We start from the raw sequence: 23,187 nt of genomic DNA, 5'->3' as shown, positions 1-23,187 counted from the left end.
GTTTGGCTTCGGTCCCGACTACACATTTACGTGCGCGCAAGCGGCTGTTGGTTTGGCGCGCATGATGAGTGTGTTGAACTACACCACCACAGGCTTCCCGCCGGTGAGCCAATTTGATGATTGGCACATTGGCGGCGGACAAGGCGGCATTCCGTCTTGGGCGCGTGATGCGGTGTCGTTCTTGTACTATCATGGCATTATGGGCAACACAAGCAGCTTTGAAAATATTCCGGTGTACGGCTATATCTTCTCGCCGAACCTTGACTTCCATACGCAACAGCTGATTACCGGTATGGTGCGCATGTTGGAAGATGTAACATTTGTTGCTCCGCCGGCGTGGCAAGGCGGTGCGTGGATGGTTGCTGAAAATCGCGGCATGGATTTGGTGGGAACATGGATACCTCAGAACCCGACAGCGGGTGAGGCATTGACCATCAATGCCGATGGAACATGGATAAATGGTGGCTCTTGGCTGGTACAAAGCGGCACATGGTATAGCACCAGTTATGGCTGGTTGGCATTGCAGCACGCATCGACTGACATGATTGAATACTTCTATTTTGCGCGCAACGATGACGTGATGTTTATGACAAGGATGCTACCCGGGGCTGGCCAGTGGCGGCTGTTTGATCGATCGTTGGTGAGTTAAGTTAAGCCTATGACTTATATTGAAGCAATTACTCGTGCGAAACTGACTGATTTACCTGAATCTTATGCTACGTTGTGGGAGGGCTTTACGCCCTCCCCTCGTGGCGTGTTGTGGCGCGATGAGGAACTGTTAGAGCACCAAGAACTGTTCGCCTTTAACGATGAATTGACGGCGACGATTTTGCATGTTAAGGCGACGATTGAAGCCGATGAGACGTTGCACACGCTGGCGCAATTTGTGCATTGGTCGATTTTCGTGCGTACAAAGCCGTTTTTGGCAGAACGCCCCAATAGCGTGACACCGCAGGCCATGGGTGACGATAAGGGTTTGTTTGCCATGGTGATTTTAATCGCTGAGGCGTTTCGGACATTGCCTGTCATTGCGCAGTACAAACTTGACTATGACAGGATTACCGGAAATTTTAAGAGCCTCAACAATGGCGCACATGAGTACAAAAAAGAGCATGGGCATTGGGGCCTGAACAGCTTTCACTGGAATTGTAACTGCGTTGTGCCATATATGAACCGATGCGGGCACTTAACCTTTGAGCCGGTAAGCTACGATAATCCGTATAGTGCTTACGTGCATAAAGTGACAGGTGAAATATTGGTGTTGGCAGATGACAATGTTGGTTGTACGGCCGATGGCTTATTGACCAGCCATAACTGTCCGTTTCCCGAGGCGTTCAAGACGACCGTGCGACAAGAGGGCAAGTATACAATTGCACATAAGATTGACCCGCTGGGGTTTATTGAGTGTGAGCCGTCGCGGCACAACTTGAGTGAGTATGAACTTGCGTTTAAACAGTGGGATGTGTTGTTGGCGTTTCATATTCCCTCGGGGCCGGGCTATACGGTAGATGCTTGTGCCGATTCGTTTAAGAAAGCCGTCAAATTTTTCAACGAGACATTTCCTGACATTGACATCAAAGGCATTTGCTGTTACTCTTGGCTTTATACGCCGCAATTGCGTTTGATATTATCGCCGGAAGAGAGCGAAATGGTGCGCATTCAAGAGCATTGTTACCAAGTGCCGGCATGGCGCGACAGTGGAGCGTACAATCGTTTTGTCTTTAAAGTCGATGGCAAACTCAACGAGATTGAACTGCCGCAAAACAGTCGCCTGCACAGGCGGTTAGCAGCCGTTGTCAATCGTGGCGGCTATTTAACCAGCGGCGGCATGGTTTTACCGTTAGCAGCTATTGACAAATGGAAAGATACCGTTTATGATAGTGGCGCGTCGTTGGAAACCTACGTGAAGGCGCAGCCACATGATTGCGGAGACTTGCGGGATTTGTAACGCTTGTACAAGCGAACATAGTTCGTCCCTATATTACGAGGGCAAGGGATTTGTGAGGTAACGTATGAAAAAAGCACTTAGTACTTGGTGTTTCCCCGGCGATTACGGGTTGGACAATATGCTCGCCGCCACCAAGAACGCCGGATTTGACGGTGTGGAGTTGACGATGGCGACTGACCCGTCGGCGTATTTGCACGACCAGTCAAACGAGATGGATTTTCAAATGATCGTCGGCAAATGCCGGCAAGCTGGCTTTGCACCGCACGCGTTGGCATGCAGTGCCTTTATGGGTTTGCCCATCACAGCTAATGGCGAGGATGGGCAGCGTGCTATCACTTTGGCACGGCGCATGATTAACACGGCGGTGTCGTTGGGTATCGATACGGTGCTGTTGCTGCCGGGCATGGTGGACGAGAGCGTGAGCTATCAAACGGCTTATGAACGTGCAGGCAATGCCATTGTTGAGCTAGGCTTATATGCACAGCCGCTGGGTGTCAACATCGCGTTGGAAAACGTTTGGCAGAAGTTTCTGTTAAGCCCGTTGGAATTTCGTCATTTTATTGAGGGTGTGAATTTGCCCAATGTAGGCGCGTATTTTGATGTCGGCAACGTTATTGACATCGGCTACCCTGAGCACTGGATTGACGTTTTGGGTGGACATATTAAACGTGTACACCTGAAAGACTATAAGGCAGGCAGTGGCGATTGGTTTGGATTTACTTGGCCGTTACTGGGCTCGGTGAATTGGCTGAATGTCATGGCGGCACTACGCGGCGTCGGCTATGACGGCTGGCTGACTTGCGAAACGGCTTCGACCGATCAGGCCCCGCACGTTGGCGCAACGGCAATGGCGAAGATTGTTGATGCGATTATGGCAATGTAGAGGGCATAATAAAGCAGGAATGTTCGACTGTTGAGTTAAAAGCAAAAATTAGGATTTTCAGCGTTTGCGATCCTGCGGGCAATATTGTCTGCATCACATATTAACACAAAATACGGAGGAACACATATGATTCGCGTTGGACTTATCGGCCTGGGGTTTATGGGGCGTGGCCACCTCGACAATTACATCAAATTAGAAGCAGAGGGGTTCCCTGTCAAATTGGTCGCTGTTTGCGACATTGAAGAAAGTAAATTTGGTGGCACGATCGCTGGCAACCTCGAAATGGGCGCAGGTGAATACGACTTCTCGAAGTACGCACAATACACTGATTACAAAAAAATGCTGGAAGAGCAAGAACTCGACTATGTTGACATCGTGACGCCGACGTATGAGCATGCTGAAATGACAGTCTATGCGCTCAATAAGGGTTTCAACGTGTTGTGTGAAAAGCCGATGGCACTTAACCCGGAGCAATGCGACAAAATGCTCGAAGCCGCTAAGCGCAACAACAAACTGCTGATGATTGGGCAATGTCTACGCTTTTGGCCGGAGTATTGTGTGCTGAAAGAGTATGTGCAAAACGGCAAACTCGGTAAGCCTGTGATGGGTATGTTTTATCGCGGCGGCTCAACTCCGCGCTGGTCGTATCAAAACTGGCTATTGCACGAGGGTAAGTCGGGGGGCGCGCTGCTTGACCAACATGTTCACGACGTTGATATGGTTCATTGGGCGTTTGGTCGTCCGACCGAAGTATCGGTCATTGCCGCCAACGTCAACCCGCACAGCGGCACAGATGCTGTTGCTGCGCACTACCGCTTTACCGATGGCGATCTCAAAGCTTCGGCGCAAGACAACTGGGCATTGGACGGCAGTGGCTTCGGTATGTTGTATCGCGTGAATTTTGAAAAAGGTTGCATTGTCTTCGACCGTGGCGTATTGAACGTCTATGATGCCGACGGAAAAGATATTCCCCAAGACTTGCCGCAAGGCGACGGCTATTACCGCGAGCTCAAACATTTCGTCAACGTGGTGGCAGGCAAAGAAGTTATCACCGAAAACAAGCCGGAGTCAAGCCGCGATACCATCGCCATTGCTATGGCGGAGATGGAATCGGTCAAAAAAGATGGTGATTGGGTGAAAGTGAAATATTAAACCGTAGGGGGGCGGCATTTTGCCGCCCCTAATTTTATAAACTTGACAGATAGAAGTGTGGTTCGTGCTGTGATAACGCTATAGCGTAAGGGTATTTTTGATTATTATAAGTGGATAGGAAGGCTTATATTTTCTACACAGCCATGAGAAATCATGGCTGGATTTTTTATCAGTAAACAAGGACATACTTTGCATAAGAATACACCAAATGAAATGTAAAGCTACCACTCCTTTGCTATACTTTCATTGAAGTTCACGCTTCAAATTTATTATCTAAAGGAGAAAGGTCATGGAATACAGGATTGAAAAGAAAGGGGCGTTTCAAGTTATCGGCAAGACAAAACGCTTCACAATGGCAAGCGGCGTTTTCAACGGTGGAATCGGCGCATTTTGGGGATTTTGGGATGCTCTCGGGTTGTGCGAAAAAATCAAGAAAAATTATTCATCGGATAAGGACTGCAATATTTTCGATATTTCAATAGCTGCTGCCGGCACACCCACGGTCAATCCCGAAGATGAATTCGATTATACCATCGGCTTTCCATACAACGGTGCAGCGTTTGATGAAGAACTTGACATCTTAACTGTCCCCGACGGCTCATACGCTATATTTAATATACCTGATGGCGAGGACATCGGCAGTTTTATGGGACGTTGCATTGATTATTTACCAACTGCGGGTTATGAACTCGCCGGAGTTGAGATAGAATACTTTTGGGAAAATAAGCCGAACGAAGCATGGTTTCTTCTAAAATAAAACATTCCAAATAACTCGCCGTTATCCCAAGTGGCGGGGAGTTTTGATTATCGTAAGAGGTAAGAATATGGATTGGCAAAAGTGCATGAATCAAGCGATTGATTACATCGAAAATAATCTGTCGGACGAAATTGATTATTCGGTAGCGGCACAGTACATGAATTGTTCTGTGTGGGAGTTTCAACGTATCTTTTCGTTTGTGGCGCAAGTGCCGTTGTCTGAATACATACGCTGTCGGCGTTTAACTATTGCGGCGCGTGATATTAAAATAGGAAATGATAAAATCACCGATGTCGCGACACGTTATGGCTACGATTCCCCCGCATCGTTTTCAAGAGCGTTTAGTCAATTTCACGGCACTACGCCGACAGCCGCACGAGATGACGGCACGACATTAAAGCTATTTCCACGCCTTGTCTTTGAAATTACAATCAAAGGAGCAGTTGAAAAAGTAATGAGCACACGAAAAAAACGCAAAAGCTACACACGCAATGAGCATAAAGTTGACTTAAAGTCGCTTATACCGAGCGTAAACCATTCATGCGGTGATGATTACTTTTGGGGATTGGGTACACAAAAGTATTGGATGGATAAAGGCAATTTGGTCGTGACAATGGACGACAACAGCGAGTGCTTACAAACAACCGACAGCTATTCATTGCCGTTACGCATTGACGCAACGGTTATGACTGATGGCAACGAGGTTATTTTGTACTACCTCATGGGGCGGGTTATGTTTAATCATATCCACGAACATGAGGGCAAAAAGCCATTCCACGACCACGATATTCTAACGGGTTTTTGGACTCCGTTCCATGACAAACCGACACTTCCGTCCGACACATTCGTTGATATTTCATGGGTTATCCAAGGCGACTACATGGAAGTCTATGTTGACGGTGAACTGTATCATCGGCGCGACGATATGCCTTATATGGATATTCTCAAACAATCGCCGGAAGTTAGTAAAATGCTTGCACCCGTGAGAATTTCGGCGGCGAATAGCAGTAGAATCACAATTAAGTCGCTGACCGTTACCGAATTCCCTCGTTGTGACAAAAGTGCGCAGAAAGCTCTTGCTAAACAAGAGAAAGCCGCACCGCGCAATGTCTATGATATTGATTTGACCACAATGACCAAGCGCAATCGCACCAATGTCGCTTATGACAATAGTTGTATGAGCATTACCGCAGCTGTAGGCGATGGCGGAATAAACACTACCGGCATGAGTACAGAGCAATGGTTCAACGGTACAATCAAAGTCGAACTTCGTGCCAAAACTAATGGGAGCTTGTGCGTTCTCTATCATTGTGGTGCGTTGTTATTGAACCGTAAACAGAACGCTGACGGGTTGATTATTTTCGATATTCCCAACAGCAAGCAGCACGGCTACGAGCGCGGTGGTTGGTTGCCTGATAATGAGTTTGTTGACATTGAATGGATTATCGGCAAGGAGGTCATGTCGGTCAAAGTCAACGGCGAATTGCGGCACGTTGGCGACCATTACGACTACATCAGCTTGCTTGCGCGAATGCCGGATTACGAGATATGTTCGCCTGTGAGAGTCAACGCAGCATACGGCTCAACCGTAACGATGGAGAGCTTGCGGGTGACGGAATTGTAATGTTTATATTTTCGGAAGAAACAGGAGGATTATTATATGTCAATAAAAAAGCGCCAAGCAAACTATCCCCACATCTTAAATTGCCTTGTGTCGTGACAGCCAATATTTTGCGTTCAAAAAAAATTTCCAGTATCAAAATCTTATCATGCGTCATACTAAATGCGATTCAAAGTCAAAGCCCATAATTTCATTTGGAGGACGAACCTATGAAGCGTTTCATTACCATAGCATTGGCTGCCTTGGCATTGATGGTGACAATGACAGCGTGTGCGCATAGAGGAAATGTTAACGACCCAAACCGCGACAACAGAGGTCATGATGGCCATCGTGTTGATAGACATCGCCGTGATGGCGTGTTGCCGCGCGACGGCGTCATACGCGATGATGCAAATCGTGGTGGCATGCGCCGTGATGGTGTGGCCCGTGATCGAAGTGTTGACGGCAACACTCGCGGCGGTGACGCAGGGCAAAATCCGCGCGTTACGACGCCGAACAACCCGTCGGTTGGCGCTGCGCCTATGGCGACTGTGCCGACACCGAAAACGACAGTTGCTCCGGCGGTGATGCCGTCGGCTTCGCCGTCACAAACACCTGCTGTGCGATAGCGTGGTGGAATAAAAATCACCCCGTACGGGGTGATTTTTGCTATTCTGTCAGTTCAATATCATCGTTTGATAGGAATCACAGCTGATAACAATAATGCTACTACTTCCGAAAAAGCCTCTATTATACCCGTATTGTCCATCCATACGGGTCGACAATACGTCCCCACTGAATGCCCGTTAGTGTATCGTATAACTTTGCCGCGATTTCACCGGTCTTTCCGGCATTAACCGCATAATCTACGCCCTGGTAGCTCAGTTGTCCTACAGGGCTAATCGCCGCTGCCGTACCCGTGCCAAAAGCTTCTTTGAGCTGCCCGTTTTGCAACGCCTCATGCAATTCGTCGATGCTGATTTTGCGCTCAATGACGGTATGCCCCCAAGCGTGCAACATATGAATGACCGAATCGCGTGTGATGCCCTCCAAAATCGTGCCATCTAAGGACGGCGTAACAATCTCGTTGCCGATTTGGAAAAACATATGCATGGTGCCGACTTCTTCGATGTACTTGCGTTCCACCGCATCAAGCCACAGTACTTGCGTGTAGCCTTTTTCTTGTGCGCGGACTTGTGCGCGGATGGTGCCGGCGTAGTTGCCGCCTATCTTAGCCGCGCCAGTACCGCCGCGCACTGCGCGGACGTCTTCGACTTCAATAATGATTTTTACAGGATTCAAGCCTTCGGGGTAGTACGCCCCCACGGGCGACAGAATTACGCTGTAAATGTACCGTTGCGAGGCGCGAACGCCCAAAAACGGGTCAGTGGCAATGATAAAAGGGCGGATATATAGGCTTGTCCCCTTGCCGCGCGGCACCCAGTCGGCATCAATACGCAACAGTTCCTTGAGTGATTCCAACGCGAAATCTTCATCAATCTTCGCCATGCACAGCCGCTCACAAGACTTATTAAATCGTTTGAAATTCTCCTGCGGACGAAAGAGCTGAATGCTGCCATCGTCTGTGGGGTAAGCCTTCAAACCTTCGAACGCCTCTTGTGCGTAGTGGAAAACCATCGCTGCCGGATCAAGGCTAAATGGTGCGTACGGCACAATGCGTGCGTCGTGCCAACCTGCACTTGTCTCGTAATCGACAACCAGCATATGGTCGGAAAAATGTCTGCCAAATCCTAGCGCGGCAATTTCCGGCTTGGTTTTAGGTGCTGTTGTTTTAGTGATTGTTAGGTTCATCCGACGTACTCGCTTTCATCAAAATCAGCTCATTAGCATAAGGCAACGATTCAATCCAATCACAAAAAACGTGCCATTCAGCTAGTTTGTGATTGCGCCGCTGGTTATGCATGCTGACTAAATTTTCGTAGTTCAGTGTTACTGTACGAAGCTGATTGTAGCTTGATGGCAGTAATTGAATCATGGTGTACCAAATTTGTTTGTCGCGTCCGTCAAGGTAGCGTAGACGCAGCGTTTCGAGATGTTCGACAATTTCTTGCATCATTGTGCTGCTTTCAGTGATGAGTTGGTCGTAGCTGAAATCGCTGATGGAGAACGGCTTGGAATGCATTTTATGCATCGTTGAGGTTGAGTTGGCGACTGTGCCGACTTTATACGTGTCAAACTCTTTCCACCAGTATAATGGCGCGAGGATATCAACGCTGACAAAAATTTGCCGCATAAATTTGCGATGGTCGCTGCCGGCGCGGCATAGGCGCGACGCTAAGTTTAGGTCATTCGGACCCAGAAAATAGCCGCCGTCTGGTGTTTCATAGCTATCCGATTTTGCCCAACTGTTCATGGGGTTGCGCGCACCGCGTATGGCATTTGGGAAGTTCATGACGTTGGATTGTGTGACCTGTAACATGGCGAGATTCCTCCACCGCAAAGTTTTTCTCATTTTATCACAAGCTTTTGGATTTTGCAAGGTTGAAATTTTGGGGGAATGAGTATATAATAAAGTAAAAACATGAAAGGCGGCGGAGCATGCGAATACTTGTTGTAGGTAGTATTAATCATGATATCGTATTCTCAGTGGCGCGGGCACCGTTAGATGGAGAGACTGTTTGGGCAGGAGATGTACGTTATTGCCCAGGCGGAAAAGGAGGCAATCAGGCCGCGGTGTGTGCGAGACTAGACGTGCATACGGGCATGGTTGGATGTGTGGGTGACGATGAGCATGGGGAGGCCATGCTGAAATCGTTGCGAAAGATGGGGGTTGACACTCAGTTTATCCAAAAAACACCTCAAAAATCGACGGGTTCGGCGTATATTACCGTCGATTTTGCAGGACAGAATCGCATTGTTGTCTATGCTGGAGCAAATGATTGTGTTACACGTGAGATGGTTGCTGAAGCGTTGCAGCAGCCGTGGGATGTTGTCATAGTGCAGTGGGAGCTGCCGCTTGACGTTGTGATGGATACGGTGACGATGGCGGCAGCGTTGGGGATTGCCGTTGTGATGGACCCTGCGCCCGCGCTGCCATTGGCGCAGGTGTGCATCCCCAAAGGTGTAACTGTTTTTACACCGAATGAACATGAGGCACAGATACTGACTGGTCACTCCATACACGAACATCCGGAGTTGGTGATGGCGGCGTTGAATGATATCGCACCGATTTTATTGATCAAGATGGGCGATAAAGGCGCCATACTGCGCCATGACGGCGTGACAACGCACCATGCTGCCGAGCTGGTAGATGTTGTTGACACAACGGGCGCGGGCGATGTGTTTACAGCTGCATTTACAGTCAAATATTGGCAGGGAAAGTGTTTGGATGAGGCGGTTAAGTTTGCCAATGCGCTGGCGGCAACACATATCAGTCAGGTGTGTGTGTGATGCAAAATGTAGAAATATTGCTTGTGAACAGCGGAATGGTATAGAAAATATTAGAACAGTTTGCTGCTGAGGGACAACATGTATACGCTATTGTACTGCGTGACAGTCATATACTTATCGGCAATATCGGTTTGCATGAAATCGAGCATATCCACATAATGTGACGATGGAAAAATCCGTTATACTTAACATAATTGATATAAAGGAAAGATTTGCACCATGAACAACAAGAAAATTTACATTCCAATAGCTGCTGCAGTATTACTTGTTATCGGTGCACTTGCTTTTTGTCTAACGCGCGGGCAACAAACACCGAATGAACAGATGCAATTTATGTTTGATGAGCCGGAAAACTTCCGCGGAAATATTAGCGGCAACGAAGATGTGCCGATATCAGAGTTAACGTGGCATTTTGGTCTTAATGACGCAAGCGTGCAGTTGCCAATACTCCGTGAGTTGGTGCTGAACAACGATGAGGCCGGATTGGAAGAATTCCTGCGCGACACACATAACGGTGAACAGACGTTAAAACATATGGAACGTTTTCTTGCGACGGTTGAGCGGACACCAATCCCTATTAATGTGGATTGGACAGGCATATCGTATGGACGTCAAGGAGACTCTGTCAGCGTGTCTTATGATACACGAGTGATGGATGATTTACAGCGGCTGAGGTACGATTTTAGTATTGAATTCGTTGGCGACAGTTTTTATGAGTCACTGGAAATCTACCGATTTATGGGTGCGGAGTTGGTTGACGTGACGGAGCGATTTGCAAATTTGGGGAGGCAGAGTGTTATTGCTTACTATATGACTTATTCCGGTGATGGCAATTTATCTGTTGACGGAAATATGTTCCAGGCATATTTTGTTTTTAAGATAGAGGATTTGCGCGTCCGAACGAGGTTATATAACTTTCCTAGTGAAGCCGACATTTTTGAACTTCTCGCCAATCTTGAGTTTGCACGAGGAACACTTGGTTAGCCGAACCCCTATAAATAGTTGTATCCTTTGGAAACTGCTGTGGGACGCGGAGGGCACGTGTTATTGACTTAGCCATTGGCCTTGCAAGACTTTTAGTTTATATTTAGCTATTATCAGAGAGAAAGGAACAAAATGCATATGGAAGCTATGCAAATACTCTATGCGTTTATAGGAAGTCTTTTTGGTGTTTTGCTTGCACTTTTGACTGATCGTTTTGTTGAGGAGCATAAAGAGAAAAAACGTAATATTGAGGTAAGGGAGACATTGAACAATGAGTTTAAAAAAATAGGACAATTATTAAGAGATAGAGGCTCAGGCGTAATAAGCAGCATTGTCACACCAGCTTGGGATTCAGTAGTCGCCACCGGCGATATGTTCTTGTTGGAGAAAACAGATAAAAAGAATAAAGATTGTAAAGATGAAGAGACAGACTATGATACTATGAAAGAAATTTATGCTATGCTCTACCAAGCGGAAAAGCTAGATTCAAAAGACGGCAAGAAAGATGCCGGCATAATTGATGCCCTTATTGACGAAATTATTGCGAAAATTGAAAAAATAGCTGATGTCGATGGAAAGGAAGATATAGAGCAAAGCAAAGATAATACGGATCCGTTATTCTCGAAAGAGTGGAGCATGGTTAAGTGTTTGGAAAAATTTGAGGGGTTCAAACCTATCAAAGTAACTAGGACGTTCATTTCGTTTACAACGAAAAATCTTGAGCGCATATTGCCGCCACCGGGCAATCAAGACGAGCCATATTTCGCACATTACTTTATTAGCAGAAGAAAAGAGCAAGGTGTTAACTTAAATCTTTGGGCTTCAATGAAAGAACTTGATGCTAAAGACGAAGATAAGCGTAAATTGCTTGAAAAATACAATAACTATCTGAAAGAGGATGATAAGCCGCTTAGAAAGGAATTTCGTAAGGATATATCAGTAGGGGTGAAGGTTTTCGGAGGCTCTTGCTCTAAAACGAGGGAGAATATAAAAGAGGAAGAGTTTGAAGAGTACATTAAAAAGGGAGTAGAACATGATAAAAAATTAGGTAATAAGGTACTGAACCGAGACGCACAAAAGTAATCAAGCAGAACCAAAGGGCTGCACTCGTTAGAACCCGTGGGGCTTTTATGGCGCGTGTTGTTGACTTTTTAGCAAGTTAATGTATAATTCTACTAAATACGAAGGAGAAAATTTATGCCAATTATTTTACCGTCTATGCTGTGCGCCGACCCGATGAATATGGCGCGGGATATTGCCGAATTGGAGGTGGCAGGCGTTGAAATGCTGCACGTTGACGTGATGGACGGGCATTTTGTACCCAATATTGCCATTGGATTTCATGTCGTTGAGGCGATGGCGAAAGCGACGGCGTTGCCGTTGGATGTGCATTTGATGCTGGATAATCCGGGCACGTATTTACCGCGGCTGAAAGGGTTAGCGGCGGCGGTTTCGTTTCACTATGAAGCTGTCAACTTCCCTATCAAACTGCTCAACGAGATTAAAGCAATGGGAGCAAAGGCAGGCATTGCTATCGGGCCGGCGACCGACGCAGCTGTATTGGAAAGCGTTTTGCCGCACGTTGATTTTGTGCTGTGCATGACGGTTGAGCCAGGGTTTGCAGGGCAGTCGTTTATTGAATCGGCGCTACGCAATTTGGATGTTTTGTGTGAGTTGCGCGCTAAGCATGGGCATGAGTTTATTTTGCAAGTTGACGGTAGTGTGGGTGCGCATAATGCGAAACTATGTGCGGAGCATGGCGCGGAATGGCTTGTTGTGGGCGCGAACTGCTTTCCCAAAGACAGATCGATAAAAGAGGCTTTGCAAACGCTGCATTCTGTGTTATAATAAAGGAAATCATCCGCCTCTACATATTGTTGACAACAAATAAGGAGCGATATATACATGAGTGAAACGCCTAAGTTTGAGCGTCCTGTTACATTTGCGCCGCCAGAGGGGAGCGCTGCCGAAACGCCCGTAGAGGCTGCGCCTTCGCCGGCTATCGAAACGGCGGCCTCGACCGGAGGCATTCCGCAATTTCAAGCACCGGTTGAGCCGCTTGCTATGGTTGCGGCGGAAGAAAAAATTGTGCCGCAGGCTGAAACTGTGCAAGCCGAATCGTTTGTAGGGGATGCGCCCCTGCATGTTCCGCAAATTGCTGAAATGCCTGCCGGGCAAATAGCAACTGCCTTTGGGTTTTCGCGGTATCAGTTGCTGGCTTTGGTGGGGTGTATTTTGCTGTTGGGCAGTTTGTTTCTGCCTGTTGTCACATATCGGATGCCGGCTCATACACATTGGAACGGCAGTGTAGCCGAGGCTTCGAGAGCGATCAATATTTCCGGTTTTGGTGCGGTGATCGGCCAAAATATTGATATAAGTTGGGGCGAGTTTAGAATTCCGCAGTCGTTGAACATGGGCGTGGCGTTGTTTGTACCGCTGGTTGCGCTGGCAGCGGCTGTTTTGTTTGCCAAACGCAGTAAGAAGTTTATTCTCGGCGTTGCTGTTATTGGTGCGTACGGCAGCTTGATTGCCTTGCTGGACGCAAGCAATTCGTTTGGCGGTTTTTTACAAAGTATTACAGGTAGTTTTGATGGGCGCGCGCCTTCGTTAGGCATCGGTGTGATTTTGCATTTGGTGCTTTGGCTGGGGATTGTTACGCTGTGCGTATTGGATATCAAGGGCGTTGCGTTCGGCAAGCGCGCGCAGCAAGAGGCGTTGGCGATTGGGATGATAGGGATAGACGCGCCGATTGACGTTGGGACGACGGCGCAGTGCCAAGCCTGTGGCGGCTGGAACCTTTCAGCGTTTACCATGTGTTCGCAATGCGGGCAACCGCTTTGACGATAAATATTACATAATTTAGGAGGAAATTCTATGTTCTGTCCGGGTTGTGGCAAACAAGCCACAGAAAACACCGCGTGCGAATGCGGTTATGTTGCGCCGAAAGCGCAAGTATCAGCCAACGATTTGGTGAATTTGGCAACAAGCAAGTTTTCGCTGAATGCGCTGATTTCGTTTGCGGCGGGGTTGTTGCTGCTGCCGGTGTACTTCTTTCCGTGGGTAACTATTCCGCCTGCACCGCGTTCCGATAGGTTTATCAGCGGTTGGCGCATGATATTCCCTGAGTCTGCTATAGAAGGACCGGGACGCTTTGGCTACTTCTGGCTAATGATACTGCCGATGTTGGCTATGGTTGTTTGCGCGTTGTTGCTCAAAGGCGACAAGCAAAAAAACTTCTGCTTGTCGGCGGCGATTGCGGGATTATTGTTCCCATTGTCATGGTTGTTTTATAGCGTTTCGTCGAGAGGTACAACAATTGTATCCGCAGGCGCGGGCGTTTATATTGCGTTCTTGCTATGGGGCGTAATGGCTGCTGCGTGGTTGCTGGAAGTGCTGAATATTGATATTTTCGGTACTAAGAAGTAAACAGAGAAATAACTTTGATTGTAGGGGCGGGCGACCTAGGTCGGTCGCCCCTACAGCACAACAGGAGATTTTTATGGCAACAGTTTTACGGGTGAAACACACGTCGGCGGCTTGTTACTTATGGCTGCACACGCCGGAGGTGCAGGAGAGCAAAGCGGGGCAGTTTGTGATGGTCAAATGCGATGGTTTTTGGCTGGAGCGGCCGCTGGGCATTGCATCGCATGAGGGTGAGGAGATGCTGCTGGTCTTTGCCGTCAAGGGCAAGGGTACGAAGTGGTTGAGTGCGCGCGGCATGGGCGATGAAATTGTTGTGCGCGGTGCGTTTGGCAATGGGTTTCCACAGGTCCACGGGCGCGCGCTTTTGGTTGGGGGCGGGTTGGGCTTGCCGCCATTGCTGTATACGGCGCAGGAGATGGATTGCGACATTGCCTGCGGGTTTCGCAACAAAGAGAGCGTGATTTTGTTGTCGGAGTTTACCGATGCTTGCCGCCATGTTGCGTTGGCGACCGATGACGGCAGCATCGGATTGCATGGCAATGCCATAAATGCGGCAGAGCAATTGATGCAGAAAAATGACTATGCAACAGTGTTTGCCTGCGGGCCGCATCCGTTGTTGCGGGCAGTGAAAGTGTGGGCGGAAGAGAAGAAGTTGCCGTGTTGGCTGTCGCTGGAAGAGCATATGGCGTGCGGCATTGGTGCGTGTTTGGTTTGCGCGTGTGCATCGAGTGGTACGTATAAACGTGTATGTAAAGATGGACCGGTATTTGCGGCGGATGAGGTGGATGTATGAATCGCTTAGCTGTTGATTTCGCGGGGGTTGAACTGCACAATCCCGTGGTGCTGAATTCGGGCTGTGTCGGGTTTGGGCGCGAATATAGCGAGTTGTTTGATCTAAATAATATTGGCGGCATTTGCGTCAAAGGAATGACATTAAAGCCGCGAGCCGGCAATCCCGCGCCGCGCTGCGCCGAGACGCCGAGTGGGATGCTGAACGCCGTGGGGTTGCAGAATCCGGGTGTTGACGCGTTTATTCAAGACGAGTTGCCATGGCTGCGGCAGTTTCGGACAAAAGTGATCGCCAATATTTCGGGCAACCATGAGGATGAATATGCTGAGTTGGCATGGAAACTGGCCAATGCGGGCGTGGATATGATTGAAGTCAATATTTCTTGTCCCAACGTCAAGGATGGCGGCATTGTTTTCGGTACGAGCCCTGATGCGGCAAAAGCTGTGGCATTGGCGGTTAAAAATCACGCGTTGGACGCACCCGTGGTGATAAAATTGTCGCCGAATGTTGCTGACATTGGGCTGATGGCTCGCGCTGTTGTTGACGGCGGAGCTGACGCCATTTCGCTGATTAACACCGTGACCGGCATGGTGATTGATACGCAGACGAAGCGACCTGTGTTGCGCAATAATGTGGGCGGACTGTCTGGCGCGGCGGTGCTGCCGGTTGCCGTGCGGTGCGTGTGGCAAGCGGCAAATGCCGTTGATAAGCCGATTTTAGGTATGGGTGGTGTGTGCGACTTGGATGGCGCGTTGCAGATGCTGCTGGCCGGGGCGGATGCTGTCGGCATCGGTACGGCGTTGTTTGCCGAGCCGTTGGCGGCGGTCAATTTGGTCAATGACTTGCAAGCGTATTGTGAGGCACACGACACAACAATTGCGGCATTGACGGGGAGCGTGCATACATGGTAAGTACGATGTATTTGATTCGCCATTGTGAGGCCGAAGGCAACATTTATCGTCGCGTGCATGGCAGTTACGATGGGCGGCCGATGCCCAATGGGTATTTGCAGTGCAAGGCTTTGGCCGAGCGATTTTCCGGCGTTGAATTGTCGGCTGTCTATGCCAGTGACTTGCAGCGGGCGCGGTTTACGGCGGAGCATTTGTCGGAGCCGCGTGAGTTGGCCGTCAATGCTGACGCGCGGTTTCGCGAGATTAATCTTGGCATATGGGAAGACCGTACATGGGGTGAAGTGGCACGGGATTATCCACGGGAGTGGGCGTTATTTACCGCCCCGAGCGTTGATTTTGCCATTACAGGCGGTGAGACATTTGTTGATGTTGGTGAACGCATGATGGCGGGCTTACGCGACATTTGCCGTAAACATACCGGTGCGATTGCCCTTGTCAGTCACGGCATTGCGATTAAGTGCGCAATCGGGTTGATTCAGGGTGCGTACGACGGGATAAGCCATTGCGACAACACGGGTGTCAGTAAAATCGACGTGTCAGCCAACGGTGATATGACGGTTGATTTTTACGGCGACAACAGTCATTTGGGAGAACTGTCGACCATTGAGAAGCAGGCGTGGTGGCGCAAGGGCATTTATGGGAAAAGTGATATGCTGCTGTGCTTCGACCCGGTGGTGCTGCCGGAGGAGAATGATATTGTCGAGATGCTTCGGCGTGAAGCGTGGATGGCAGTGTATAGTTCGACAACAGGGTATTATCCCGATCAAGCACAGGCCGAGACGGCGCGGTGTGCAATGCAGCATCCGCGAGCGGTGACGTTGGTACGCGACCAAGGCGGTGAAGTGCTCGGTCTTGTTGTGCTGGACACAGCATTTTTGGCTGATGAGGGCCGGGGACATATCGCACTTGTGGCGCTGAGTGAGGCGCATCGCGGAAAAGGCATCGGACCGCAGCTGATCGGGCACGCTATCAGTTTGTACCGCTCGCTGGGGCGCAAAGTTCTTCATTTGCGTGTTGCTGAGAACAATGTACGTGCCATTGCCATGTACAAAAAGGTCGGGTTCGTGCCGGTGGGTACGGAAGAGGCCGAACTGAAGAGATTGGTAAAGATGGAGATGGGGATTTAGGGTTTGTAGCGGTGCATCCCTGCGATATAATGGAGGAAATTATGAAAATTTTAACTTGTCCCAATTGCACAGCGCCATTTGAGGTTGACGGTGTGGAGAACAATATTTATACCTGCAAATATTGCAATACGTCGGTGAAGATTCCGGCTGTGCCGGAGGTTGAAGGCGAAGTTGGTCCTGATGACCACGATGATAATACCATTGAGATAACAATTAACGATGAGGTTGTGCTTAATGGAAAAGCCTTTGAAATGGCAGCAGACAAAAAGGCAGTTAAAAGCACAGTTGGCGGTTGCCTGGGCTGTCTCGGCTCGCTTGTTGTGCTTGCTGCGATTTTCTTTGCTCTTCTTTGGTTTGTTGTACCTGGCTGGCTTTTGCCGACTATCAACGTGACAGTTGGTGAAACGGCTGAACACCGTAACGTCGCGTTTACGCTGACGCACGTTGAGATGGGAAATGATGGGCGGATTGCTGTGCATTTCACCATTGAAAACAATCGCAGTGGCTCATTTCGCGTTTACGGGGGCGATTGGAACGCTTATATCGATGGCGTATCTGCGGGTAGGTCAAGTATTCAAAATATGATTTTGGGCGGTGCGATGCTCCATGATTCGGTTGACATTTACGTGCCTGACGGTTGGAGACAAATTCGATTGCATTATACGGCTGAGAATTTTCGCCGTTTTAGGTTTATCATTACGCCGGCCGATGTTAGTGGCGCGCCTGACGATGAATTTGGCAATATTGCGCCGCCTGAGCAGCCGGATGGTGAGTTTGCAGTAGAAACAGACGGTGGGCTGCTTGACACTTTGGTCGGTACATGGGATTGGGATTTGTTGGGAACGATAACCAGAGGGTACTGGGTTTTTAATGCTGACGGCACGGCGTCTATGGGTAGTGTTCCCGGCTTTGCGTGGTTGGTCGACAATGGTGTGTTGTCAGTCTTTCCGGAAGGTTCGCCAGCTGCTGCAACCACTTGGAACATGCTGCTTAGCGGCGATACGCTCAGGCTGGAACATACAACTATGCCCGGAGTTTGGTTTGAGTACATTCGTGCCAACTGAATTTTCTCGTCAAAGAATCAATTTTTAGGTTGACTTTTCGACAGGTTTTGTGGTATGCTTAACACTAAGTGTTTTTAGGAGGGATGCGACATGGCAAAATGTGTAGACTTGACTGCTGAAACTTTTGAGCAATTTACGGCGCAACCGTTGGTATTGGTTGATTTTTGGATGCCGGGCTGCGCGCCCTGCCGTATGGTAGAACCAATTTTGAACGAGCTGGCCGCTGAGTATGACGGCAAGATTGCCATTGGCGGGTTGGACACATCGGCGCATATGGAAGTAGCCATGAAGTATGGTGTGATGAGTGTGCCGACATTGGTGATTTTCAAAAGCGGGCAGGAAGCTGAGCGCTCGGTCGGCGCTAAATCAAAAGCGGTGCTGGCGGCTTGGATTGATAAATATCTGTAATTTGGTGTAGCGACGATGGCTCATCGTCGGTGAGTGTCTCGTCCGTCTGCGGCGTGCTACGCAAGCGGCATATCGAACCTCTCTAAGGAGGGGGAATTTAGATTGTAACAGAAAGGTGGTGTCTTTTTGTGGAGCAAAGACCGCCGGTAAAATATTTCCGTAGTGCACTCAACGGTTTCGACAAGAAAGACGTGACCGAGTACATTACTAAAATGCATACGACCAACCGCAAGGAAATTGACAAGTATAAGCAGTACGCGGCATCCTTGCAAATGACGCATAATAAGTTGAAACAGGAATGCGAGGCGTTGAAGCAGAAGTTAGCGCAACAGCAGCCCGAACAGCGGGTAGTTGAAAAAGTTGTTGAGAAAATCGTTGAAGTGCCTGTTGAGCGAGTGATTGAAAAAATTGTTCAAGTGCCGGTCGAGAAAGTTGTCAGCGCGCCGGCGCAGACGTTTGTATCCGAGCCGGACGAAGAACTGCTGGAAAAAATCGATGAACAGAAAGATGAAATTGAGCGTATGGGGCGGCAGATTGATGCGCATATCTCCATTCGTGAGCAGTTGGAGCGCGAAATGGCGGTCAATGCCGACAATTACCGCGAAGTACGACAGCGTGCCGAGCAACGTAAAGATGAGATTAAAAAACTGCGGCTGGCATTGAAAACATTAGAAAGCAAGGTTAAGACCAGCTTGGATGCCGAGTCGATGGCGTATCATCGCGCTGAAGCGATTGAGCGCGAGGCGCGGTATAACGCGGCGCAGATTCGCTTGGCCTTGGAGGAGCTGTTGCGTGAGGCACAGGAAGTCATCCGCGGCGTAAAGACGCAGACAGCGCAGGAAACCAACCAGATCACGGCACGGGCCAAGCAGTTCTTAGAATTGCTTGCCAATATGCCGGAAATGCTGGACATTGTGTCACAGCAGGTTGAGGCGGTGCGCCCTGAGGGCATTGCCACACCGATGGCATTGGATACGTTTGATTGACGTTTAATGGGCTGCTGATTCATGTTATTAGAGGTGCAATATGGATTTCAAAGACTTTGTACTTGATAAATTAAAAGGCGCAGGTAAGGTTAAAGCAAAGTCGATGGTCGGTACACATAACATTGTCTTGGACGGCGTAAATCTAGGCATTATTTGCACGCGAATGGGTGATAGCGGCAGATGGTATTTGAAAAAGACCGTAGCCGGTGACTCTTTTCTGAGTGCTAATAATATAAAACTTGAAATAGGTATAAACGAGAATAGTTATATTGTTACAGACTTTTCAGATGCGAAAGCATTATGTGCGTTAGCAAGAATTACTAGGGACGAGCTTGTAAACGCAAAAAGCGCCAAGTGAGCATTAGCCGAAATTGAGGCGAACATTATGCAATACATCGCTGTTGAAAATTTACCTTGTGCCGATTTGCGGGCGGGGGATATGATAGCCTTATCGGGCACGATTTACACCGCACGTGACGCTGCTCATGTGCGGTTGATTGCTATGTCGGCACAAAATGAAACGCTGCCCTTTGAATTGAAAGGCAGCGTAGTTTACTATGCCGGGCCAACGCCAACGCCGCCGGGTAAAATTATCGGTTCGTGCGGACCGACGACGGCCGAGCGTATGGACGCTTTTACACCGCAATTGTTGCGTGAAGGTTTGGTCGCGACAATTGGCAAAGGTTCGCGCAGCCAGGCAGTTGTGGATGCCATGAAAGAAACAGGTTCATTTTATCTCTGTGCTGTCGGTGGCGCCGGGGCGCTGATGGCGCAATGCGTGACGGCATGCGAGGTCATCGCTTTTGAAGATTTGGGATGTGAGGCAATCAGGCGGCTGACGGTGAAAGATATGCCACTGATTGTAGGCGTTGATAAATTCGGGAAGAGTGTGTTTAATGAGTAATTAGAAGCTAGCAGCGTTGGGGTGCCCTTTAGTCGTCCGTTTTTGTTCTTATTTTCCCACGCAAAAATTCCCGAACACTTCATCAACAATACTCACTTGCACCAGTTTGCCTGTCAACTGTCCCAGGGCTTCGAGGGCTGTTTCCAACTCGAAAATCACGGCATCAGGGGTTGCATTTTCTAATGCGTGGCATGCTGTATCAACGGCAGTTGCTGCACGGCGTATAGCGTCGGACTGGCGAGCGTTGGTTAAAATCGTGCCGTCGGACGGGATTGATTCGTCGTTGAATAGATCAGACATGGCATCGGCCAAACCATCAATGCCCTCACCTGTCAAAGCAGAGAGTCGCACACTTTTTTTTGCATATTCTGCATTCTGTATTTTGCATTCTGTACGATCTATTTTATTTACCACGATAATGGTGCGTTCATGCGCCAGCGCCAGCACGGTTTTATCCTCCACCGTCAGCGGCTGTGAGCCGTCGAGTACGATGAGAAGCAGGTCGGCCTCTTGTAGGGTGCGCTGCGTCCGCTCGATGCCCAGCTGTTCGACTTCGCCACAGCCGTCGCGCAGACCTGCGGTGTCAATGACGCGAAAAAGGCTGCCATTCAGTGTAATTGTTTCACTGACCGTGTCGCGTGTTGTGCCGGCGGTTGGCGAAACGATAGCACGCTCGTAGCCCAACAGAGCGTTGAGCAGCGACGATTTGCCGACGTTTGGCCGTCCGACAATGGCTGTTTTGATGCCGTCACGCATTTTCCGGCCGCGAGAATGTGTTGCCGCGAGTGCCGATAGTTTGGTATGAATGTCACGTATGGCAGATGTCAGTGTTGGTATATCGAGATCAATGACACCGTCGTCGGGATAGTCTAAACAGGCATAAAAGTGCGCGCAGACGCCGGTCAGTGCCGCCCAGAGGGCGTCGAGCTGGCGGGCAAGCAGCCCGTCAAGTTGTCCCGCAGCGTTGCGTACTGCGGCTTCGTTGGGCGCGGTAATCAAATCGTGGACGGCTTCGGCTTGTGTCAGGTCGAGGCAGTTGTTAAGGAAAGCGCGGCGCGTGAACTCGCCGGCTTCGGCAAGCCGTACGCTTTGGGCGAAGAGCAAATCCAGCACCAACTGCAAAAGAATTGGCGACCCGTGGCAGTGCAGTTCAACAACATCCTCGCCGGTATAACTTTGACCGGCAGGCATGATGACAGCTAAGGCTTGGTCAAGCAGTTTGCCGTGATTGTCATAAATATTGCCGCGGATGAGCTGCCGCGCGGGAGTATTTGCCAATGCGTCGTGCAATGGCTTAAAAATTGCTTGAGCGGCCGGAATGGCGTTTGCGCCGCTGACACGGATAACGCCGATGCCGGCGGTGCCGGGCGGTGTGGCGATAGCGGCGATGGTGTCGAGTTGTTCTATCATCAATTTGGCAGTTCATCGCCGGCCTGCACAATGTCAAAGCGGTTGAGCAAGTCATCAAGGCCGTGGCGGCCGCTGCGGGACACCGTCAGTCCGAGGTCCAACCCATTTAGCCGCGCGTTGAGGATACGTTCGGTATGGACGTAAAATGACAATTCCTCGGTGTTGCCGTCACGGAAGAACAAAGTAATGCTGCCGTAATGTTCGCCGCGCATCGCATCGTCATCTATGCGGCTGTGAATGTGCAAAAGCAATGTATTTTGGTATAACCGCCGCGCATTGTTGCTGCTGATGTCGCCACCATTGAATGTGGCATGGAAATCATCATCGGTTACGTCATATTCGACGATATATAAATCGCCGCTGAATTGCCACTCAACGCGGGCGATGTCGGTGATTTCATGCAGCCAGAACAGGCGGTTGATGAGAATGGTGTAGTTGATGTCGAGAAAGCTGTAATCGCCGGCACGATCGTGGAAAACAGTCGGAAAGCCCTCTAATTTGACATACCGTCCGCCGTGTTCATGTTCGTTTCCGACAAGCAGGGTGGCTTCCCAACCATGGATGTCGCGCACATGGACGACGTACGGGTCGTCGAGTCCGTAGATAGCTAAGTCTTCGGGGTCGTCCTCAACGACGGCGCTGAATCCAATGCCTAAGAAGGGGTCGAAAAGCAATTCGTTGAGATAATGGCTCTCGATGAACATAGTGGTGGGGGTAATGAATTGATACATAGCCATTAGCGGCGCGACTTCGGCTTCGTCGTCGGTCATGCGTCGCAGTGAAAAGGGCGTTCGGCTGCCTTGGATGTCAAAGTAATTCAGAGACAGCAGTGCATCAACGCGGGATGCATAGTCGGGCAGGAAACGCAAAAGTCGCAGTTCATGTTCAGCGCGGGCAAATAGGATGCCTGACATAAAGGGCAGCAAATACACGTTAGTGCCGTCTGCCGCGCGGACATAGACGCTGTCGCCGCCGCCGGCGTCGGCACCCATTTCAAAGCTGTATTGATCGCCATTGGCGTGGATGGTCCACTGCATCAGGGGCTCGTCAAAACCGAAATACGTGAGTTCATCGGGCGATACATTACGCCGCAACAGTGAGATATGCTCCAATGCCACGGCGGCGGTTGCCGAGCGCATGAGCAAGACTTGTTGGTAATCAAACCCGTCACGCCCGGGCGTCAGCGCAGCCGTCTCTTCGCCGTCGGCGTCACGCGTGATGGTAATGGTATATGCCATGCCCATGCGCGGCGTGAAGTCGATGGCAGTGACATCATCGAAGTTAATATCGATGGGGCGTCCGGCAGTTGTTGGACCGTTGGGCTCATCGGGTGGTATTGCGTTGTTGTCGCTGAGCATTAAAAACATGGTCGCACCGCCGAGGATTAACACGGCGATGGCGGCGATGATAATTTTTTTCATGTTGTTTC

Annotated in this window: 25 protein-coding genes; 21 read left to right on the top strand and 4 right to left on the bottom strand. The window is 49.5% G+C overall.

The window, feature by feature from the left end:
* The 7 genes from FWE06_02050 to FWE06_02020 form a co-directional block, all read left to right on the top strand.
* Nucleotides 1-649 (top strand): hypothetical protein (locus FWE06_02050; protein ID MCL2545964.1); only part of this gene is annotated, 649 nt, incomplete at its 5' end.
* Nucleotides 650-658: 9 nt separating this feature from the next.
* Entirely contained in the window at nucleotides 659-1,948 is a 1,290-nt protein-coding gene (locus FWE06_02045; protein MCL2545963.1) for a hypothetical protein, read from the top strand.
* A 64-nt stretch (nucleotides 1,949-2,012) separates the two neighbouring features.
* Entirely contained in the window at nucleotides 2,013-2,831 is an 819-nt protein-coding gene (locus tag FWE06_02040) for a sugar phosphate isomerase/epimerase (GenBank protein ID MCL2545962.1), read from the top strand.
* Between the two features lie 126 nt (nucleotides 2,832-2,957).
* Nucleotides 2,958-3,983 (top strand): Gfo/Idh/MocA family oxidoreductase, encoded by a 1,026-nt coding sequence (locus tag FWE06_02035; protein ID MCL2545961.1) that lies wholly within the window; start codon nucleotides 2,958-2,960, stop codon nucleotides 3,981-3,983.
* A gap of 289 nt (nucleotides 3,984-4,272) precedes the next feature.
* Entirely contained in the window at nucleotides 4,273-4,740 is a 468-nt protein-coding gene (locus FWE06_02030) for a GyrI-like domain-containing protein (protein ID MCL2545960.1), read from the top strand.
* A 67-nt stretch (nucleotides 4,741-4,807) separates the two neighbouring features.
* The gene (locus FWE06_02025; protein MCL2545959.1) at nucleotides 4,808-6,364 is read left to right on the top strand and encodes an AraC family transcriptional regulator; all 1,557 of its coding nucleotides are present in this window, start codon (nucleotides 4,808-4,810) and stop codon (nucleotides 6,362-6,364) included.
* Between the two features lie 206 nt (nucleotides 6,365-6,570).
* Nucleotides 6,571-6,969: a hypothetical protein gene (locus tag FWE06_02020; GenBank protein ID MCL2545958.1), complete on the top strand. Its 399-nt coding sequence runs from the start codon at nucleotides 6,571-6,573 to the stop codon at nucleotides 6,967-6,969.
* 121 nt (nucleotides 6,970-7,090) lie between these two features.
* On the opposite strand, the gene FWE06_02015 is transcribed toward FWE06_02020, so the two are convergent.
* Complete coding sequence (locus FWE06_02015) at nucleotides 7,091-8,152, bottom strand: branched-chain amino acid aminotransferase (GenBank protein ID MCL2545957.1); 1,062 nt, start codon at nucleotides 8,150-8,152, stop codon at nucleotides 7,091-7,093.
* Entirely contained in the window at nucleotides 8,133-8,780 is a 648-nt protein-coding gene (locus FWE06_02010; GenBank protein ID MCL2545956.1) for a hypothetical protein, read from the bottom strand. The genes FWE06_02015 and FWE06_02010 overlap by 20 nt, the downstream gene beginning before the upstream one ends.
* Nucleotides 8,781-8,899: 119 nt before the next feature.
* Here FWE06_02010 and FWE06_02005 point away from each other — a divergent pair, with 119 nt between their 5' ends.
* The 14 genes from FWE06_02005 (at nucleotide 8,900) to FWE06_01940 (ending at nucleotide 20,348) form a co-directional block, all read left to right on the top strand.
* Nucleotides 8,900-9,751, top strand: coding sequence for a ribokinase (locus FWE06_02005; protein ID MCL2545955.1), 852 nt, complete (start codon nucleotides 8,900-8,902; stop codon nucleotides 9,749-9,751).
* A 219-nt stretch (nucleotides 9,752-9,970) separates the two neighbouring features.
* On the top strand, nucleotides 9,971-10,735 hold the full coding sequence (locus tag FWE06_02000; GenBank protein ID MCL2545954.1) for a hypothetical protein: 765 nt from the start codon (nucleotides 9,971-9,973) through the stop codon (nucleotides 10,733-10,735).
* A gap of 138 nt (nucleotides 10,736-10,873) precedes the next feature.
* Nucleotides 10,874-11,818, top strand: a complete 945-nt coding sequence (locus FWE06_01995; protein MCL2545953.1) for a hypothetical protein — start codon at nucleotides 10,874-10,876, stop codon at nucleotides 11,816-11,818.
* Between the two features lie 114 nt (nucleotides 11,819-11,932).
* Nucleotides 11,933-12,583: a ribulose-phosphate 3-epimerase gene (locus FWE06_01990; protein ID MCL2545952.1), complete on the top strand. Its 651-nt coding sequence runs from the start codon at nucleotides 11,933-11,935 to the stop codon at nucleotides 12,581-12,583.
* Nucleotides 12,584-12,640: 57 nt separating this feature from the next.
* Nucleotides 12,641-13,576 (top strand): hypothetical protein, encoded by a 936-nt coding sequence (locus FWE06_01985; protein MCL2545951.1) that lies wholly within the window; start codon nucleotides 12,641-12,643, stop codon nucleotides 13,574-13,576.
* Between the two features lie 33 nt (nucleotides 13,577-13,609).
* Complete coding sequence (locus tag FWE06_01980; protein MCL2545950.1) at nucleotides 13,610-14,161, top strand: hypothetical protein; 552 nt, start codon at nucleotides 13,610-13,612, stop codon at nucleotides 14,159-14,161.
* 73 nt (nucleotides 14,162-14,234) lie between these two features.
* Nucleotides 14,235-14,951 carry a dihydroorotate dehydrogenase electron transfer subunit gene (locus FWE06_01975; protein ID MCL2545949.1) on the top strand — a complete coding sequence of 239 codons (717 nt, stop codon included), beginning with the start codon at nucleotides 14,235-14,237 and terminating at the stop codon, nucleotides 14,949-14,951.
* Nucleotides 14,948-15,859, top strand: a complete 912-nt coding sequence (locus FWE06_01970; protein ID MCL2545948.1) for a dihydroorotate dehydrogenase — start codon at nucleotides 14,948-14,950, stop codon at nucleotides 15,857-15,859. The genes FWE06_01975 and FWE06_01970 overlap by 4 nt, the downstream gene beginning before the upstream one ends.
* A complete protein-coding gene (locus tag FWE06_01965; protein MCL2545947.1) occupies nucleotides 15,853-16,986 on the top strand; it encodes a bifunctional histidine phosphatase family protein/GNAT family N-acetyltransferase in 1,134 nt (377 codons plus the stop codon). The genes FWE06_01970 and FWE06_01965 overlap by 7 nt, the downstream gene beginning before the upstream one ends.
* A 41-nt stretch (nucleotides 16,987-17,027) precedes the next feature.
* Nucleotides 17,028-18,050 (top strand): Sec62 family protein translocation protein, encoded by a 1,023-nt coding sequence (locus tag FWE06_01960; GenBank protein MCL2545946.1) that lies wholly within the window; start codon nucleotides 17,028-17,030, stop codon nucleotides 18,048-18,050.
* Between the two features lie 90 nt (nucleotides 18,051-18,140).
* Nucleotides 18,141-18,458: a thioredoxin gene (gene trxA, locus FWE06_01955; protein MCL2545945.1), complete on the top strand. Its 318-nt coding sequence runs from the start codon at nucleotides 18,141-18,143 to the stop codon at nucleotides 18,456-18,458.
* A gap of 128 nt (nucleotides 18,459-18,586) precedes the next feature.
* Nucleotides 18,587-19,444, top strand: coding sequence for a hypothetical protein (locus tag FWE06_01950; GenBank protein ID MCL2545944.1), 858 nt, complete (start codon nucleotides 18,587-18,589; stop codon nucleotides 19,442-19,444).
* A 40-nt stretch (nucleotides 19,445-19,484) separates the two neighbouring features.
* Complete coding sequence (locus FWE06_01945) at nucleotides 19,485-19,802, top strand: hypothetical protein (protein ID MCL2545943.1); 318 nt, start codon at nucleotides 19,485-19,487, stop codon at nucleotides 19,800-19,802.
* A gap of 27 nt (nucleotides 19,803-19,829) precedes the next feature.
* Entirely contained in the window at nucleotides 19,830-20,348 is a 519-nt protein-coding gene (locus tag FWE06_01940; protein ID MCL2545942.1) for a FumA C-terminus/TtdB family hydratase beta subunit, read from the top strand.
* Between the two features lie 48 nt (nucleotides 20,349-20,396).
* On the opposite strand, the gene mnmE is transcribed toward FWE06_01940, so the two are convergent.
* Together mnmE and FWE06_01930 are read right to left on the bottom strand one after the other, a co-directional pair.
* Nucleotides 20,397-21,758: a tRNA uridine-5-carboxymethylaminomethyl(34) synthesis GTPase MnmE gene (gene mnmE, locus FWE06_01935; GenBank protein MCL2545941.1), complete on the bottom strand. Its 1,362-nt coding sequence runs from the start codon at nucleotides 21,756-21,758 to the stop codon at nucleotides 20,397-20,399.
* On the bottom strand, nucleotides 21,758-23,179 hold the full coding sequence (locus FWE06_01930; GenBank protein ID MCL2545940.1) for a DUF4340 domain-containing protein: 1,422 nt from the start codon (nucleotides 23,177-23,179) through the stop codon (nucleotides 21,758-21,760). The genes mnmE and FWE06_01930 overlap by 1 nt, the downstream gene beginning before the upstream one ends.
* Nucleotides 23,180-23,187 lie beyond the last annotated feature (8 nt).

The sequence above is a fragment of the Oscillospiraceae bacterium genome, assembly GCA_009780275.1.
Lineage (GTDB): Bacteria > Bacillota > Clostridia > Oscillospirales > UBA929 > WRAI01.
This window is presented reverse-complemented; position numbering and strand designations above follow the sequence as displayed.

Excerpts from the sequence above, each read along its gene's own strand:
- FWE06_02000 (MCL2545954.1), top strand. The coding sequence starts at position 9,971 with ATGAACAACAAGAAAATTTACATTCCAATAGCTGCTGCAGTATTACTT.
- FWE06_01985 (MCL2545951.1), top strand. The coding sequence starts at position 12,641 with ATGAGTGAAACGCCTAAGTTTGAGCGTCCTGTTACATTTGCGCCGCCA.
- FWE06_02045 (MCL2545963.1), top strand. The coding sequence starts at position 659 with ATGACTTATATTGAAGCAATTACTCGTGCGAAACTGACTGATTTACCT.
- FWE06_01960 (MCL2545946.1), top strand. The coding sequence starts at position 17,028 with ATGAAAATTTTAACTTGTCCCAATTGCACAGCGCCATTTGAGGTTGAC.
- FWE06_01930 (MCL2545940.1), bottom strand. The coding sequence starts at position 23,179 with ATGAAAAAAATTATCATCGCCGCCATCGCCGTGTTAATCCTCGGCGGT.
- FWE06_01940 (MCL2545942.1), top strand. The coding sequence starts at position 19,830 with ATGCAATACATCGCTGTTGAAAATTTACCTTGTGCCGATTTGCGGGCG.
- FWE06_01975 (MCL2545949.1), top strand. The coding sequence starts at position 14,235 with ATGGCAACAGTTTTACGGGTGAAACACACGTCGGCGGCTTGTTACTTA.
- FWE06_01995 (MCL2545953.1), top strand. The coding sequence starts at position 10,874 with ATGGAAGCTATGCAAATACTCTATGCGTTTATAGGAAGTCTTTTTGGT.
- trxA (MCL2545945.1), top strand. The coding sequence starts at position 18,141 with ATGGCAAAATGTGTAGACTTGACTGCTGAAACTTTTGAGCAATTTACG.
- FWE06_02020 (MCL2545958.1), top strand. The coding sequence starts at position 6,571 with ATGAAGCGTTTCATTACCATAGCATTGGCTGCCTTGGCATTGATGGTG.
- FWE06_02040 (MCL2545962.1), top strand. The coding sequence starts at position 2,013 with ATGAAAAAAGCACTTAGTACTTGGTGTTTCCCCGGCGATTACGGGTTG.
- mnmE (MCL2545941.1), bottom strand. The coding sequence starts at position 21,758 with ATGATAGAACAACTCGACACCATCGCCGCTATCGCCACACCGCCCGGC.
- FWE06_02035 (MCL2545961.1), top strand. The coding sequence starts at position 2,958 with ATGATTCGCGTTGGACTTATCGGCCTGGGGTTTATGGGGCGTGGCCAC.
- FWE06_02025 (MCL2545959.1), top strand. The coding sequence starts at position 4,808 with ATGGATTGGCAAAAGTGCATGAATCAAGCGATTGATTACATCGAAAAT.
- FWE06_01990 (MCL2545952.1), top strand. The coding sequence starts at position 11,933 with ATGCCAATTATTTTACCGTCTATGCTGTGCGCCGACCCGATGAATATG.
- FWE06_01980 (MCL2545950.1), top strand. The coding sequence starts at position 13,610 with ATGTTCTGTCCGGGTTGTGGCAAACAAGCCACAGAAAACACCGCGTGC.
- FWE06_02030 (MCL2545960.1), top strand. The coding sequence starts at position 4,273 with ATGGAATACAGGATTGAAAAGAAAGGGGCGTTTCAAGTTATCGGCAAG.
- FWE06_01945 (MCL2545943.1), top strand. The coding sequence starts at position 19,485 with ATGGATTTCAAAGACTTTGTACTTGATAAATTAAAAGGCGCAGGTAAG.
- FWE06_02005 (MCL2545955.1), top strand. The coding sequence starts at position 8,900 with ATGCGAATACTTGTTGTAGGTAGTATTAATCATGATATCGTATTCTCA.
- FWE06_01965 (MCL2545947.1), top strand. The coding sequence starts at position 15,853 with ATGGTAAGTACGATGTATTTGATTCGCCATTGTGAGGCCGAAGGCAAC.
- FWE06_01970 (MCL2545948.1), top strand. The coding sequence starts at position 14,948 with ATGAATCGCTTAGCTGTTGATTTCGCGGGGGTTGAACTGCACAATCCC.
- FWE06_02015 (MCL2545957.1), bottom strand. The coding sequence starts at position 8,152 with ATGAACCTAACAATCACTAAAACAACAGCACCTAAAACCAAGCCGGAA.
- FWE06_02010 (MCL2545956.1), bottom strand. The coding sequence starts at position 8,780 with ATGTTACAGGTCACACAATCCAACGTCATGAACTTCCCAAATGCCATA.